Origin of the sequence: Streptococcus sp. CF8_St5-11 (genome assembly GCF_024295625.1) — a bacterium.
Taxonomy (GTDB): Bacteria; Bacillota; Bacilli; order Lactobacillales; family Streptococcaceae; genus Streptococcus.
The window spans coordinates 572,258-588,211 of the sequence record NZ_JANCOJ010000002.1 but is presented as its reverse complement, the minus strand read 5'-3'; the positions used below and the strand labels follow the sequence as shown (position 1 = coordinate 588,211).

Below are 15,954 nucleotides of genomic sequence, written 5' to 3'. Positions count from 1 at the left end.
TGAAAGCTCCATATCACTTGAAACAATCCATAAATTATTCAGCATAGAAGATGTTTTTATACGAAAGAGGTTTTTATGACTCAAGAACAAAGTGCTAGACTGTTACCTCAAAAGCCCTCAAGATGGGCCAAAATTCTACTTAACCGAAAGGTTCCCATCCTCCTATTCTTCTTACTGGAATTGGCCTTTCTTGTTTGTTCATATCTCAGCCTACAAGAGCATTTCCCATCCATTATCTTATGGGAACACTTGTTGAGTGTCTTTACCTTCTTTTACTTGCTCAATCGTTCCATGGATTCTCGTTCCAAATTGTCCTGGGTGATTATCATTGCCCTCTTTCCAATTTTTGGGACGGCTCTGCTCTATTTTTCGTTAGCTGATTTAGGTGTAAGACGCTTGAAGAAACGGCTTGAGGATGCTACAGTGCAGGTAACCGACTACCTAAGCACCGATCCAGAAGTTGCTGATTATTTATCCCAAAGTGATCGCCAATTACAGAAATTAGCTTATTTTTTGGAGCATAGTCCAGCCCAGTTTCCTATCTACAGCAACACAGAGGTAGCCTACTTTTCACTTGGAGATGACATGCTTCCGGCCTTGTTGGAGGATTTGAAAAAGGCGGAGCGTTATATCTTCATGGAATATTTCATTATCGACGAAGGGATCATGTGGGGCGAGATTTTAGCCATTTTGGAGGAGAAGGCCAAGGCAGGTATGGATGTTCGTGTCATGTTTGATGGGATGAATGAGATGACTACCTTGTCCTACGATTATATCGAGCGATTGCACAAGGTTGGCATTAAAGCTCAGGCCTTCTCACCAGTCAAGCCTATTCTATCAACCTATTACAATTACCGAGACCATCGAAAGATTACAGTGATTGATGGTCAAGTTGCTTACACTGGTGGCGTTAACATCGCTGATGAGTATGTCAATAAACTAGAACGCTTTGGTCATTGGAAGGATACGGCCCTTCGATTAGATGGTTCAGCAGTTCAAACGCTAAAAGCTCTCTTTTTGACCATGTGGACAGTGACCGGAATAGAAGACAAAGCGGATATGGAGCGCTATCTACAAGAAAAACCTCAACAAAGAAAGAGCCAGGGCTTGGTTCTTCCTTATGGCAATTCACCGTTGACCTACCACAAGGTTGCAGAAAATGTTTATTTACATCTTCTGAATACATCTACTAATTATGTCTATATCATGACGCCGTATCTGATCTTGGATGATGAATTGGTTCGAGCCATGACATTTGCGGCCAGACGAGGTGTGGATGTTCGTATCATTATGCCAGGGATTCCAGATAAACAGTATGCCTTTGATATTGCGACGACCTATTTTAAAGCCCTCTTGGATGCTGGCGTCCGTATTTTCCGTTATACCCCAGGCTTTGTCCATGCTAAAGTTTATGTTTCTGATAGCCAACAAGCTGTGGTAGGAACCATTAATACAGACTACCGAAGTCTCTATCAAAATTTTGAAGATGGGGTTTTTCTCTACAAAAATCTAGAAGTGCTTCATATTGAACAAGATTTTGAGAGAACCCAGGCTCTCTCAGAGGAAGTCACTCTAGAAAGTTTATCTAAAATTCCTATGGCTCATCGTCTGGGTGGCTATCTCTTTTCTTTAATTGGGCCTTTGATGTAAAAAAGGAGGAAATCATATGGATACAAAAATTCTTTTGAAATTGTTAGAAAACCAAGCTGATCCAGCGAAAGTCCCAGCAATGGAAGCTTATATGAAAAATAAATTCAGCTTTCTTGGCGTTCAAAAACCAATTCTCAAAAAGATTGAAAGAGAGTTTTTTAAACCTTTCATAAAGGATCCAATTGATTGGACTTTTGTGGAAGAGTGTTGGCAGCAACCTTACCGTGAGTTCCAATATATTGCTATGGATTATCTGGATAAAAAGAAGAAGGAGCTTAGACCTGAAGATTTTCCAAAGCTAAAGGAATTGGCTCAAACCAAATCATGGTGGGACAGTATAGATCAATTGGACCTTATCATCGGAGAGATTACTTTGCACTATCCAGAAACCAAGCAGGTTATGCTGGATTGGAGTAAGGATCAGGACTTTTGGTTGAGGCGGATTGCCATTGACCACCAGCTTATGAGGAAAGAAAAAACAGATACGGATTTGTTAGAAAAAGTGATCCTCAATAATCTAGGTCAAAGCGAGTTCTTTATAAATAAGGCAATTGGCTGGAGTTTACGCAATTATTCCAAGGTTAATCCGGATTGGGTAGGGGCCTTTATTGACCGCTATCGAGATCAGTTGTCTCCTTTGAGCATTCGAGAAGGAAGCAAGTACCTACCCTCTTGACATTTTTTGGCCGTTCATGGTAAACTAGTTTTATGCGATGAGTCGATTGGCTCTTAGGAGCCTTTTGCGCTGAGGAGGTCTACATTCAATTGTAACGCAGGAGCGGACCTTGAGCAGTTGTGTGAACCGGCTGTTCTCATCGAAAGGTGCCTCGAATCCTGGTCTTCGGATCAGGATTTTTTTGTTTCTTCAAAGAATTGAAAACTATTATAATACAATTGCTACAAAGTTACGTTGGTGTTATAATATAGTAAAGTGCCTAATGTCAGAAAGGAGTTGAGTTGATTGGGAGATTTCTATCATTCTAATGATCCAGCATCTATAGACTATTCGCATAAAATTGAGGAGCTAGAAAACTCCAAACAATTTCAGGATGCAATCGGATTAATCCGAGAACAAATGAAGAACAATCTACAATGGAATGTTTTCCGATCTTTTGGTATTGTTTGTGCCATACTGTCTCTCATTTTATTGCGTTTTGCAGCTATTCCTTTGATACTTTTAGTTGTAGGTTTGTATTATTGGCCACAATATAAAAAACGAAAAGCCTTGTTTGGGGATCGAATTCGTTCGAACGATGAGATCTATCTTGATGATATCTTGTCGCCTGTATTAAAGGAAGTTTTTCCTAAGGCTTCGATCAAAGAGGATGGTTCCATCCCTTCTGAAGCTCTTTCGCATTTATGTCCTCGGTCAACTGATTTTCTATGTTTCAAAGAGCTATCATTTCATGATGACAAAGAGCTGACGGTGTCAAATCTCTATGCCCATCATACGGAGACTCGTTACCGGACGTCCAATGGACATACGAGGACGGAACATGTGGAAGTTACAGATTTCCTTGGACAAGTGTTCTCTTTATGTCTACCGATCAATTTCTCCGGTCATCTTCGGGTTGTGCCAACCAAGAAATCCTTTCTATTTAAGAGGGAGGTGAATGGGGTTTATCCTGGAGCCAGAGGAGATGAAGTTCAGATTGAAACCGAGGATATTCGCAATAACGAGAATTACAATATCTACTGCACGGATGAATTGTCTGCCCGTAAATTTCTCACCCCTAAGATGTTGGAATGGTTTGATCGACAAATTTCTCAAAATGCCATGTGTGTATTTTTGAAAGACAAGAAACTATTTATTTCTTTGTATACCGATCGCTATATCTTTCCGACGCCCCAAAAACCAGAAGATATTGATCAACTATCTTTGGTATTTGAATATCATAAATTATGCAGAGAACTAGCTTTAATTAAAGAAATAACAGCAATTTTTGAAGGAGAAGCATCATGAATCTCATTATCGGCTTAATCATATTTGTTGCCCTATTGGCTATTTGGTTTATTAGTGTAGGAAATCGTCTCAATCGCTATCTAGTGACCATTGAAGAATCAAAGAGAACGGTCGATATCGTTCTCGTAAAACGCTATGATACCATTTCGGAAATGCTAAAAGTAGCGAAGGCTTATGCCAAACATGAACAAGACCTTTTTACAGATTTAGTTGCTTTACGTCAAGGAGCGAGCATTCAAGAATCCAACCAAGTCATAACCAATCAAAACGATGTCTTGGCACAAATTCGTGCAGTTGGTGAAAATTATCCAGAGCTCTTGTCTTCTAATCAATTCTTGGCCTTGCAAAAGGAAATTGCTGATGAAAATGAAGATCTTGCTGCAGCGAAGCGAATTGTCAACAGTAATATTAGCCACATCAATCAAGAAATTGTTTCATTTCCGACGTCTATCGTAGCAGGTGTAAAGGGGATCCATCAAGTTCCATTTCTTGCTGAAGAAACACAAGGTAAGAAAGATTTAAGTGATTTGAACTATGACCTTAACTAAAGAGCTATTTATTATTAATAACCATCAAAAATCTTGGTCTTGTTATCAGGATTTTTTCCTACTGTTGGTACTTTTCATTTATGCCAAAAAATTGTATAATAGTACAAATACTCAATTTTTAGAAAATTTTGAAAGAGGATTTACTATGGGATATACAGTTGCTGTTGTCGGTGCTACAGGTGCCGTTGGTGCTCAAATGATCAAAATGTTGGAAGAATCTACTCTTCCAATCGATAAGATTCGCTACCTTGCGTCTGCACGTTCTGCAGGGAAGGTCTTGCAATTCAAGGGTCAAGATGTGACTATTGAAGAAACGACTGAAGATGCTTTCGAAGGGGTTGATATTGCCCTTTTCTCAGCTGGCGGTTCAACATCTGCTAAATATGCACCATACGCTGTGAAAGCAGGCGCAGTAGTGGTGGATAACACTTCTTATTTCCGTCAAAATCCGGATGTCCCATTGGTTGTTCCTGAAGTCAATGCACATGCGCTTGATGCTCATAACGGCATTATCTCTTGTCCAAACTGTTCAACGATCCAAATGATGGTCGCTCTTGAGCCAGTCCGTCAAAAATGGGGCTTGGAACGTATTATTGTGTCTACTTACCAAGCTGTTTCAGGTGCTGGTATGGGAGCTATTCTTGAAACTCAACGTGAGTTGAAAGAAGTCTTAAACGACGGCGTTAATCCACGTGATGTCAAAGCTGAAATCTTGCCTTCAGGTGGAGATAAGAAACACTATCCAATCGCTTTCAACGCTCTTCCACAAATCGACGTCTTCACAGAAAATGACTATACTTACGAAGAAATGAAGATGACAAACGAGACTAAGAAAATTATGGAAGACGATAGCATTGCCGTTTCAGCAACTTGTGTGCGGATTCCAGTCTTGTCAGCTCACTCAGAGTCAGTCTACATTGAAACAAAAGAAGTGGCACCAATTGACGAAGTGAAAGCTGCTATTGCAGAATTCCCAGGTGCAGTCCTTGAAGACGACGTTGCTCACCAAATCTACCCACAAGCAGTTAATGCTGTTGGTTCACGTGATACATTCGTCGGACGTATACGTAAAGACTTGGATGCTGAAAAAGGGATCCACATGTGGGTGGTTTCAGACAACCTTCTAAAAGGTGCCGCTTGGAACTCAGTCCAAATCGCAGAAACACTTCACGAACGTGGACTCGTACGTCCAACAGCTGAATTGAAGTTTGAATTGAAATAGGGAGAAAAACAGAAATCAGTAACTCGAAGAGTTTGATTTCGTAGTTTTTCCCCCGCACAGTTGATTAGGAAGTACGAATGTTGCAAACATGAGTAGTTCCAATCAACCACTGCGTCACGATTCAGAAATCAGTAACTCGAAGAGTTTGATTTCGTAGTTTTTCCCCCGCACAGTTGATTAGGAAGTACGAATGTTGCAAACATGAGTAGTTCCAATCAACCACTGCGCCATGATTCAGAAATCAGTAACTCGAAGAGTTTGACTTTTCTTCAGCTACCTAGCAAATCAACTTGTTTTATGAACAGATCATGAGGCAAAGGCAAGCATGCCCCAGCCTCTTTCTTATATAGAGAAAGGTTTTTCTATGTCTTATAATGATTTAAAAGATTGTAAAATCATCACTGCATTTATCACCCCCTTCCATGAAGATGGGACCATTAATTTTGATGCTCTTCCTGCCTTGATCGAGCACCTCTTGGCTCATCATACAGACGGGATTCTCTTAGCTGGTACGACTGCGGAAAGTCCAACTCTGACCCACGATGAGGAATTGGAGCTCTTTGCAGCTGTACAAAAGATTGTCAATGGTCGAGTTCCTTTGATCGCTGGTGTCGGAACCAATGAAACTCGCGATTCGATCGAGTTCGTTAAAGAAGTGGATACTTTTGGTGGCTTTGCAGCAGGATTGGCTATTGTTCCTTACTACAACAAACCATCCCAAGAAGGAATGTATCAACACTTTAAAGCGATTGCGGATGCATCCAATCTTCCGATTATTATCTACAATATTCCAGGGCGCGTGGTAGTAGAAATGACACCTGAAACCATGCTTCGTTTGGCAGAACACCCGAATATCATTGGTGTCAAAGAGTGTACAACTCTGGCTAATATGGCCTATTTGATTGAACACAAGCCAGAAGAATTTCTTGTTTACACGGGGGAAGATGGTGATGCTTTCCACGCGATGAACCTTGGAGCTGATGGGGTGATCTCAGTAGCCTCTCATACAAATGGAGATGAGATGTATGAGATGTTCCAAGCCATTGAGCACAACGATATTAAAAAGGCTGCGGCTATCCAACGTCAGTTTATCCCTAAAGTCAATGCTCTCTTCTCTTATCCGAGTCCAGCTCCTGTCAAAGCTGTTTTGAACTATATGGGATTTGAAGCTGGGCCAACTCGTTTGCCCTTGGTGCCAGCACCGGCAGAAGAAGCGAAACGCATTATCAAGGTTGTAGTAGATGGGGATTACCATGCAACCAAAGAGATCATAACAGGTGTTTTAAGACCAGATTACTAATATTTTGTTGTAAGAAATGTGTTTGAATAATAATAACTTAACTTCCCAACCAATGAATCTATTTTTTGAAAGACCTTTGATTCTTGGCAAAAAAATTATATAATAAAGTAGTAGGTATTCATTCCCTGTCTTACGGAAATGGAGCATTCATGAAAAAAATAATGGATAAAGGAGACTCCGATGGAAGTCATTAAACGTAGTGGAGAAGTGGTTGAATTCAACCCGGATAAAATTTACCAAGCTATTTTGAAAGCAGCGCAAGTGGTCTATGTTTTGACAGATGATTTGCGACAAAATCTAGCTCAAGTAACGAAGAAAGTAGCCATGGATTTGGATGAAGCTCAAGTAGAACGCGCAACCATTAGTATGATCCAATCAATGGTAGAGCATCGTTTACTTGGTGCAGGCTATATTACCATTGCTGAACATTATATTTCTTATCGCTTGCAACGCGATTTGGAACGGAGTGGCTATGGTGACCATATTGCCGTGCATTTGCATTTTGAACAAATTCGCTAGAATATAAAATAGAAGTTACTTCGGTAGCTTCTTTTTAGTATTTTTATTAATCACTGAGAATTCAAGAAAACATGGTATAATAGAGGAGATTGAACTGGAAAGGAATGGAGAACATGGCAACTATTCAATGGTTTCCTGGACACATGTCCAAAGCTAGAAGACAAGTACAAGAAAATTTAAAATTCGTGGATTTTGTGACGGTTCTGGTAGATGCTCGTTTGCCCCTATCAAGCCAAAATCCCATGTTGACAAAAATTGTTGGTGAAAAGCCTAAATTGATGATTTTGAACAAGGTAGACCTGGCAGATCCTGTGGCTACAAAAGAATGGCAGGACTATTTTGAAGCACAAGGCATCAAAACCTTGGCGATCAACTCCAAAGAGCAGTCGACGGTTAAGAAGGTCACAGATGCTGCTAAGAGCTTGATGGCCGATAAAATTGTTCGTCAGAAGGAACGGGGGATTCAGATTGAAACCCTTCGGACCATGATTATCGGGATTCCAAATGCTGGGAAGTCCACTCTTATGAACCGCTTAGCAGGGAAAAAGATTGCTGTTGTTGGCAATAAACCAGGGGTGACCAAGGGGCAACAATGGTTGAAAACCAATAAGGATCTCGAAATCTTGGATACTCCTGGGATTCTTTGGCCCAAATTTGAAGATGAAGAAGTGGCCTTAAAGCTGGCCTTAACTGGAGCTATCAAGGATCAGTTGCTTCCAATGGATGAAGTGACCATCTTTGGTCTTAACTATTTTAAAGAGCACTATCCAGCAGTTTTACAAGAGCGTTTTAAACAAATGAACCTGGAGCAAGAAGCTCCTGAAATTATTATGGAGATGACTCAGAAATTGGGATTTCGCGAGGATTACGACCGTTTTTACCAACTCTTTGTTAAAGACGTGCGCGATGGGAAATTAGGACGATATACACTGGATCGCGTAGGGGAAATTGATGGCAACCATTAAGGAAATTAAAGAACAATTAGAAGACATCCAGCAGTTAAACGATCCATTGTTTGCTGAATTGGAAAAGGATGATCGATCTGGTGTGATCCAAGCGATTGCAAAGCGAAAAAGGGAAATCCAAAAATGTTTAGATGAAGATGAGCGCTTGGAAGGAATGCTGGCCTATGAAAAGGAATGCTATGCGCGTGGAACTGAGCTCATTGCAGGAGTGGATGAAGTGGGACGTGGCCCATTAGCGGGACCTGTTGTTGCAGCTGCCGTGATCTTACCTAAAGGTTCTAAGATTCCAGGCCTCAACGATAGTAAAAAAATTCCAAAATCCAAACACAAGGAAATCTATGAGGCTGTGCTCAAAGAAGCTATTGCGATCGGAATCGGCGTTAAGGACAATCAAGTGATTGACCAGGTCAATATCTATGAAGCTACGAAACTAGCCATGATGGAGGCCATTGGTCAGCTAGATCCTCAACCCCAGCATCTTTTGATTGATGCCATGAAGTTGGATCTTTCTATTCCCCAAACTAGTATCATCAAAGGAGATGCTAATTCCTTATCCATTGCTGCTGCCTCTATCGTAGCTAAGGTGACTCGGGATCAGATGATGGAGGACTTGGCTCAGTTATATCCAGGCTATGATTTTGCACAGAACGCTGGCTATGGAACGGCTAAGCATCTAGCTGGGCTGCACAAGCTGGGAGTGACGCCTATCCATCGGTGTTCATTTGAACCGGTCAAATCGATGTGTGAGGATTAGGCTATGCTATTTACCATCGATATCGGAGGGACCTTTATAAAGTATGGTCTGATGGACGTGGACTATCACTTGGTTCATACAGACAAAATTCCGACGCCACCTACGATTGAGGAGTTTTGGCAAGGATTAGAAGAAATCGTTACACCTTTTCGGGAACAAATCGACGGAATCGCCATTTCTTGTCCTGGTGAGATCCAAAAGACACTTGGCTTTGTCTTTCGAGGCGGTCTCATCCCTTATTTGCGCAACATTCCCTTGGCTAGTAGATTGCAACAAACATTTCAAGTACCAGTCACTGTTCTCAATGATGGAGAAGCCGCAGGTCTAGCAGAAGCAAGGCTTGGCAATCTAAAAGATTGTCCGTGCGGGGCGACCTTGGTCTTAGGGACAGGAGTTGGCCTTGCTCTTCTTTCTAACGGTGATTTATTGAGTGGATGGCAACTGACAGAATACATTCGGTCTATTGATAAGACAGAAAGAACACCAGAAAATCGTCGTTTTCATCGAGAACTCTTTTTGCAAGGCATTTCCAATCTTTTGGAAAACACCGGTTCAGCTGTTCAATTTGTTGAGAAAGCTAGTCACATCTTGAATCTAGAAAAGGCAGATGGTATATCTGTTTTCAGTGCTCTTGATCAAGGGGGTAACGAGGAGCTGACAACCTTGTTTCAGGCCTATTGCTATGATATTGCTATTCTGATTTTTAATCTTCAATCTTTGTTGCGACTTGAGAAGGTGACCATTGGAGGGGGCATTAGTAGCCAACCGCTACTGATCGATGAAATCAATCACCAATACCATGACCTGCTCTCTCAAAGAGGGCATGAACAATTTGAGGCTTTACCCATTCAAGCGACTCGCTTCCATAATGAGAGTAACCTAATTGGCGCTGCAGCCTACTTTTATTCATCAGAAAATCAAAAAAAGTTCTAGAAATAGAGCTTTTTTCTTTTCTTTTTCGAATAAATAAGTGAGAGGAAGTAGAAGGTGACCATGGAGAAATTTGAAATCTTTAAATTAAAAGCAGCCGGTTTATCAAATGAGCAAGTCTTGAGAGTCTTGGATTACTGTAAGAAAGATCAAATCTTGCCAAGCTTAAAAGAGATAGCAAGGATTGCTAGCTGTCGCAGTATCATTCATTTTGTAGACAAATACCGGCAACTAGACGACGACCAATTACACAAAGACTTTGAACGATTCCCATCTTTATCCATTTTTGATCCTGAATACCCTGAGGAATTACTACAGATCTACAATCCTCCTGCACTCCTTTTTTACCAAGGAGATTTGGAGCTGTTAACCAGGCCAAAAATTGCAGTGGTAGGAGCTCGAGAGACAACGCGAGAGGGGGTACGATCTGTAGAGAAAATTATTAAGGAACTTGGGAATGAACTGGTCATCGTCAGTGGACTTGCAAAAGGGATTGATGCGACTGCACATTATGCCAGTATCCGAAATGGTGGTAAGACCATCGGAGTGATAGGAACGGGGCTGGATGTTTTTTATCCTAAGAGCAATCAGAGATTACAGTCACATATGGGGGAACACCATCTGATCTTAAGTGAGTATGGTCCAGGGCAGGCACCACTTAAGTTTCATTTTCCTGAGAGAAATCGCATCATTGCAGGTCTCTGTCAGGCAGTGATTGTGGCAGAGGCTCGACTCCGTTCAGGTAGTTTGATTACTTGTGAAAGGGCCATGGAGGAAGGACGCGATGTCTTTGCGATCCCAGGAAATATTTTAGATGGAAAATCTGCAGGCTGCCATCACCTGATTCAAGAAGGCGCAAAGCTTGTCACATCAGGCCAGGACATTCTTGATGAATTGAAATACGAATTGTGATTTTCCTATAGGAGAAGTTCCTAGTTGACATCTTTCTTAAAATGTATTAAACTCAATGAGATTTATACAATACAGAGGGATAAAACGTGGTAACAAAAAAGAAAAGCAGTACAACCAAGAAAAATTTGGTGATTGTGGAGTCTCCTGCCAAGGCGAAAACAATCGAAAAATACCTTGGTCGTAACTACAAAGTCATGGCCAGTGTTGGCCATATTCGGGACCTGAAAAAATCAACCATGTCGATTGATTTCGACAATAACTATGAACCGGAGTATATCAATATTCGCGGAAAAGGTCCCTTGATCAATGATTTGAAAAAAGAAGCTAAAAAAGCCAAACAAGTCTTTCTCGCAAGTGACCCGGACCGAGAAGGAGAAGCTATTTCTTGGCATTTAGCTCATATTTTGAACTTGGATGCCAAAGAAAAGAACCGCGTGGTTTTTAATGAAATCACTAAGGATGCCGTTAAAAATGCCTTTAAAGAACCGCGTCAAATCGATATGGATTTGGTTGATGCCCAACAAGCACGTCGGGTCTTGGACCGGATTGTAGGGTATTCAATTTCGCCTATTCTTTGGAAAAAGGTCAAAAAAGGACTTTCTGCAGGGCGCGTGCAATCAGTTGCCCTCAAATTAATCATTGATCGTGAAAACGAAGTTAATGATTTCAAGCCGGAAGAATACTGGACCATTGATGGTGTCTTCAAAAAAGGGACCAAACAATTCCAAGCTAGCTTCTATGGGATTGATGGCAAGAAGATGAAGCTCAACACCAATGAAGAGGTGAAAGCAGTACTTGAACGCCTAGATGGCAAAGATTTTACCGTTGAAAAAGTTGAAAAGAAAGAACGTCGTCGGAATGCACCACTTCCTTACACCACCTCTTCTATGCAGATGGATGCAGCCAATAAGATTAACTTCCGTACCCGCAAGACCATGATGGTCGCTCAGCAATTGTACGAAGGAATCAATATTGGCTCTGGTGTTCAAGGTTTGATTACCTATATGCGTACCGATTCCACACGAATTAGTCCGGTTGCGCAAAATGAGGCAGCTGATTTTATCGTGGATCGCTTCGGTGAGAAATATTCTAAACATGGAAGTCGTGTGAAGAATGCTTCTAGTGCCCAAGATGCCCACGAAGCGATTCGTCCGTCTAGCGTCTTCAATACTCCTGAGAGCATTGCTAAATACTTGGACAAAGACCAATTGAAACTCTACACCTTGATTTGGAACCGTTTTGTCGCTAGTCAAATGACCGCAGCTGTCTTTGATACGATGAATGTCCGTTTAGGTCAAAATGGGGTTCAGTATACGGCAAATGGGAGCCAGGTGAAGTTTGATGGTTATTTGGCGATTTATAATGATTCAGACAAAAACAAGATGTTGCCGGACATGGTAGAAGGCGATATCGTCAAGCAGGTCAATAGCAAGCCTGAGCAACACTTTACCCAACCACCTGCTCGCTATTCTGAAGCAACTTTGATCAAGACCTTGGAAGAGAACGGTGTTGGACGCCCTTCAACCTATGCTCCGACGATTGAGACCATTCAAAAACGCTATTATGTCAAGCTGGTAGCCAAACGCTTTGAACCAACGGAATTAGGGGAAATCGTTAATAAACTGATTGTTGAATTCTTCCCAGATATTGTCAACGTGACCTTCACAGCAGAGATGGAAGGGAAACTCGATGATGTCGAACTCGGAAAAGAAGAGTGGCAAAAAGTCATTGATGCCTTCTACAAACCATTCTCTAAAGAAGTCGCCAAGGCTGAAGAAGAGATGGAAAAAATCCAAATCAAAGACGAACCAGCTGGTTTTGATTGTGAAGTCTGTGGCAGCCCGATGGTGATTAAATTAGGACGTTTTGGCAAGTTCTATGCTTGTAGTAATTTCCCAGATTGTCGCCACACCCAAGCCATCGTTAAGGAAATTGGAGTGGAATGTCCAAACTGTCACCAGGGACAAATCATCGAGCGTAAAACCAAGCGCAACCGTATCTTCTATGGCTGTAATCGCTACCCAGACTGCGAATTCACTTCTTGGGACAAGCCAATCGGCCGGGATTGTCCAAAATGTGGTCATTACTTAGTTGAGAAGAAAGTCCGTGGCGGTGGCAAACAAGTCGTTTGTAGCAATGGGGACTACGAAGAAGAAAAAGTGAAATAATCTTTTAAATGATTCAATGTCTATTATAACGGCAATTTTTATAAATGTCTGTTATAATAGACATTTTTGCTTTTTTTCGTTATAATAGACACAAGGAGGTAGGCTTATGTATCTTGCTTTGATTGCAGATGTCATTGATTCCAAAATGGTTCAAGAACGTCTTGACCTGCAAAAACAGGTAGAAAAAACGCTTCAAAAGATGAACGAATTATTTGGAGATTACCTGGCATCCCGTTTTACTTTGACCTTGGGAGATGAGTTTCAGGCGCTTTTAGAAGTGGATGCTCCGGTTTTTCAAATCATCGATACCTTGCGTTTGGAACTAAACCCGACACAACTTCGTTTTGGTATTGGACTTGGAGAGATTGTAACAGCTATTGATCCCTTGCAAAGTGTTGGAGCGGATGGTCCAGCTTATTGGAATGCACGCGCAGCCATCAATCTTGTTCATCAGAAAAATGACTATGGTAATACACAGATTTATTTTTCAAGCGGGAAGGAAAACCGAGACTTTTTTGTGAACGCCCTCATCGCTTCTGGAGAAGCCATTCGTTCGGGTTGGCGGGATAGTCAGGAAGAGATCTTGCTCAATCTTCTAAAGAGATCCGTATATAGCGAGTCCTTTAGTCAGCAGGATTTGGCTCAATCACTAGCTATTAACCCAAGTGCCCTCTCTAAACGGTTAAAGAGTAGTAGTATCCGTGTTTATTTACGGGGGAGAGCAGCTGCCCTGGCTAGTATACAAAGCACAGTGAAAGGAGAGGAAGATGAGCGGATTGTCTAGTATCATAGTGAATCCATACTTGATTCTCTTATTGATTTGTCATTTACTATCAGATTATTATTTTCAAAGCCAAAAGATGGCGGATCGCAAGGATCAGGATAAGAAAGTGCTAGGGCTTCACATTCTATATGTAGCTCTGCCTCTGATCGTCGTTTCCTTCTGTCATCTAGATTTGTGGTGGATTTGCTTGGTTATTTTACTGACCCATGCTGCAATAGATTTCTTAAAACCAATAGTTCAGAAACAATTGAAATTACCAACCGCATGGACCTTTGCGCTGGATCAAGTCTTGCATATTGGTATCATTACTTGTCTAGTCCTTATGGGAGCTAAAGATGGCACGACCTATCTACCCTTGGACATTTTAAATCTAATCTTTTATGTCCTTCTAGTTGGGAAACCAAGCAATATTGCTTTTAAAATTCTGTTTACTAAATATCAACCCACCAGCAAGAAGAAAATGGATACGATCACTGGGGCTGGTTCTATGATTGGCTTTTTAGAGCGTTTAGTGATTGGAGCCTGTCTGGTCTATGGACAATTTGCTTCGATCGGGCTAGTCTTTACAGCCAAATCTATCGCTCGCTACAATAAAATTTCGGAAAATCCAGCCTTTGCGGAGTATTACTTGATTGGATCCTTATTCAGTATCCTCTCTGCCCTCTTGGCAGCTTGGTTGTGTTTATAAGAAAATAAATAGTTAAAGTCTAGACAGGAAGGGAAAGCCTCCCTGTCTTTTTACTTAGCTTTTTGGTATAATGGATCAAGTATGAATTTAGAAAGATTTATGGGTGTCAAACAGTCCGGTAGCTTGTTTTGATATGAACTTAGGTTCCACCCAAAGAGGTATTAGTGTCATGTCTCAATCTTATATTAATGTTATCGGTGCTGGTTTGGCAGGTTCGGAAGCAGCTTTCCAGATTGCCCAACAGGGAATCCCGGTGAAGCTTTATGAAATGCGTGGGGTCAAATCCACTCCGCAACACAAAACAGACAATTTTGCTGAGTTAGTCTGTTCCAACTCTCTTCGTGGGGATTCGTTAACCAATGCTGTCGGGCTCCTCAAAGAAGAAATGCGTCGCTTAGGTTCAGTCATCCTTGAAGCTGCTGAAGCGACTCGGGTACCGGCTGGTGGAGCGCTGGCAGTGGACCGCGAAGGCTTTGCTAGTCGGGTAACTGAGAAGGTATCCCAACACCCGCTCATTGAAGTGATTCGTGATGAAATTACGGAATTGCCGACAGATGCTATCACAGTGGTTGCAACGGGCCCTCTAACTAGCGATGCCTTGGCGGAAAAGATTCACGCGCTCAACGGTGGTGATGGTTTTTATTTCTATGATGCGGCGGCTCCGATCATCGATGTCAATACAGTCGATATGGACAAGGTTTATCTCAAGTCTCGCTATGACAAAGGCGAGGCAGCCTATCTCAACTGTCCCATGACCAAACAGGAATTTATGGATTTCCATGAGGCCTTGGTTAACGCGGAAGAAGCCCCGCTTAACTCTTTTGAAAAAGAAAAGTATTTCGAAGGTTGTATGCCAATCGAAGTCATGGCTAAACGAGGCATTAAAACCATGCTCTATGGTCCTATGAAGCCAGTTGGACTCGAGTATCCGGATGATTACAAAGGACCTCGTGATGGGGAATTTAAGACCCCTTACGCAGTCGTTCAGCTTCGCCAAGACAATGCAGCGGCTAGCCTCTATAATATCGTTGGCTTCCAAACTCACCTTAAATGGGGTGAGCAAAAGCGGGTCTTCCAAATGATCCCTGGTTTAGAAAATGCGGAGTTCGTTCGTTACGGCGTCATGCACCGCAATTCTTACATGGACTCTCCAAACCTGCTTGAACAAACTTATCGTTCGAAGAAACAACCAAACCTCTTCTTTGCAGGTCAAATGACAGGAGTGGAGGGCTATGTTGAATCTGCAGCTTCTGGCTTAGTTGCTGGGATCAATGCAGCTCGCCTCTTTAAAGGAGAAGAAGCAGCTATTTTCCCTGAAACAACTGCTATCGGAAGCTTGGCCCACTATATCACTCATGCCGACAGCAAACATTTCCAACCTATGAATGTTAACTTTGGGATTATCAAGGAGCTAGAAGGTCCACGCATTCGGGATAAAAAGGAACGTTATGAGAAAATTGCCGAACGTTCCTTGCAAGATTTGGCTCAGTTTATGGAAAAATAACCCAAGAAAGGAAAAAGTTTGGAGAAAATCCAGACTTTTTCTTCTAA

At 41.7% G+C, this 15,954-nt stretch carries 15 protein-coding genes; all 15 read left to right on the top strand.

Going from position 1 to position 15,954, the window contains the following annotated elements; genetic code table 11:
- Positions 1 to 75 precede the first annotated feature (75 nt).
- The 15 genes from cls to trmFO all read left to right on the top strand — a co-directional run bounded on the left by cls (position 76) and on the right by trmFO (position 15,907).
- Positions 76 to 1,650: a cardiolipin synthase gene (gene cls / locus NMM13_RS06640; RefSeq protein ID WP_254728193.1), complete on the top strand. Its 1,575-nt coding sequence runs from the start codon at positions 76 to 78 to the stop codon at positions 1,648 to 1,650.
- A gap of 16 nt (positions 1,651 to 1,666) precedes the next feature.
- On the top strand, positions 1,667 to 2,326 hold the full coding sequence (locus tag NMM13_RS06635; RefSeq protein WP_254728191.1) for a DNA alkylation repair protein: 660 nt from the start codon (positions 1,667 to 1,669) through the stop codon (positions 2,324 to 2,326).
- A 285-nt stretch (positions 2,327 to 2,611) separates the two neighbouring features.
- Positions 2,612 to 3,613, top strand: coding sequence for a DUF3137 domain-containing protein (locus NMM13_RS06630; RefSeq protein ID WP_254728189.1), 1,002 nt, complete (start codon positions 2,612 to 2,614; stop codon positions 3,611 to 3,613).
- Positions 3,610 to 4,161, top strand: coding sequence for a LemA family protein (locus tag NMM13_RS06625; RefSeq protein WP_254728187.1), 552 nt, complete (start codon positions 3,610 to 3,612; stop codon positions 4,159 to 4,161). Before NMM13_RS06630 ends, NMM13_RS06625 begins: the two co-directional genes overlap by 4 nt.
- Before the next feature lie 145 nt (positions 4,162 to 4,306).
- Entirely contained in the window at positions 4,307 to 5,383 is a 1,077-nt protein-coding gene (locus NMM13_RS06620) for an aspartate-semialdehyde dehydrogenase (protein WP_037607909.1), read from the top strand.
- Positions 5,384 to 5,747: 364 nt separating this feature from the next.
- Positions 5,748 to 6,683: a 4-hydroxy-tetrahydrodipicolinate synthase gene (gene dapA / locus NMM13_RS06615; RefSeq protein ID WP_254728185.1), complete on the top strand. Its 936-nt coding sequence runs from the start codon at positions 5,748 to 5,750 to the stop codon at positions 6,681 to 6,683.
- Between the two features lie 180 nt (positions 6,684 to 6,863).
- Positions 6,864 to 7,202 (top strand): ATP cone domain-containing protein, encoded by a 339-nt coding sequence (locus NMM13_RS06610; protein WP_049514815.1) that lies wholly within the window; start codon positions 6,864 to 6,866, stop codon positions 7,200 to 7,202.
- A 113-nt stretch (positions 7,203 to 7,315) separates the two neighbouring features.
- On the top strand, positions 7,316 to 8,167 hold the full coding sequence (ylqF, locus tag NMM13_RS06605; RefSeq protein ID WP_254728183.1) for a ribosome biogenesis GTPase YlqF: 852 nt from the start codon (positions 7,316 to 7,318) through the stop codon (positions 8,165 to 8,167).
- Positions 8,154 to 8,921, top strand: a complete 768-nt coding sequence (locus NMM13_RS06600; RefSeq protein WP_254728181.1) for a ribonuclease HII — start codon at positions 8,154 to 8,156, stop codon at positions 8,919 to 8,921. The genes ylqF and NMM13_RS06600 overlap by 14 nt, the downstream gene beginning before the upstream one ends.
- Before the next feature lie 3 nt (positions 8,922 to 8,924).
- Positions 8,925 to 9,854: an ROK family protein gene (locus NMM13_RS06595; protein WP_254728179.1), complete on the top strand. Its 930-nt coding sequence runs from the start codon at positions 8,925 to 8,927 to the stop codon at positions 9,852 to 9,854.
- Positions 9,855 to 9,914: 60 nt separating this feature from the next.
- On the top strand, positions 9,915 to 10,763 hold the full coding sequence (gene dprA, locus NMM13_RS06590) for a DNA-processing protein DprA (protein WP_254728177.1): 849 nt from the start codon (positions 9,915 to 9,917) through the stop codon (positions 10,761 to 10,763).
- A gap of 86 nt (positions 10,764 to 10,849) precedes the next feature.
- Complete coding sequence (gene topA / locus NMM13_RS06585; RefSeq protein WP_254728175.1) at positions 10,850 to 12,931, top strand: type I DNA topoisomerase; 2,082 nt, start codon at positions 10,850 to 10,852, stop codon at positions 12,929 to 12,931.
- 106 nt (positions 12,932 to 13,037) lie between these two features.
- The gene (locus NMM13_RS06580) at positions 13,038 to 13,715 is read left to right on the top strand and encodes a SatD family protein (protein ID WP_254728173.1); all 678 of its coding nucleotides are present in this window, start codon (positions 13,038 to 13,040) and stop codon (positions 13,713 to 13,715) included.
- Positions 13,699 to 14,403 (top strand): DUF3307 domain-containing protein, encoded by a 705-nt coding sequence (locus NMM13_RS06575; protein WP_254728171.1) that lies wholly within the window; start codon positions 13,699 to 13,701, stop codon positions 14,401 to 14,403. The genes NMM13_RS06580 and NMM13_RS06575 overlap by 17 nt, the downstream gene beginning before the upstream one ends.
- Positions 14,404 to 14,572: 169 nt before the next feature.
- Positions 14,573 to 15,907, top strand: coding sequence for a methylenetetrahydrofolate--tRNA-(uracil(54)-C(5))-methyltransferase (FADH(2)-oxidizing) TrmFO (gene trmFO / locus NMM13_RS06570; RefSeq protein ID WP_254728169.1), 1,335 nt, complete (start codon positions 14,573 to 14,575; stop codon positions 15,905 to 15,907).
- The last annotated feature ends 47 nt before the right edge of the window (positions 15,908 to 15,954 follow it).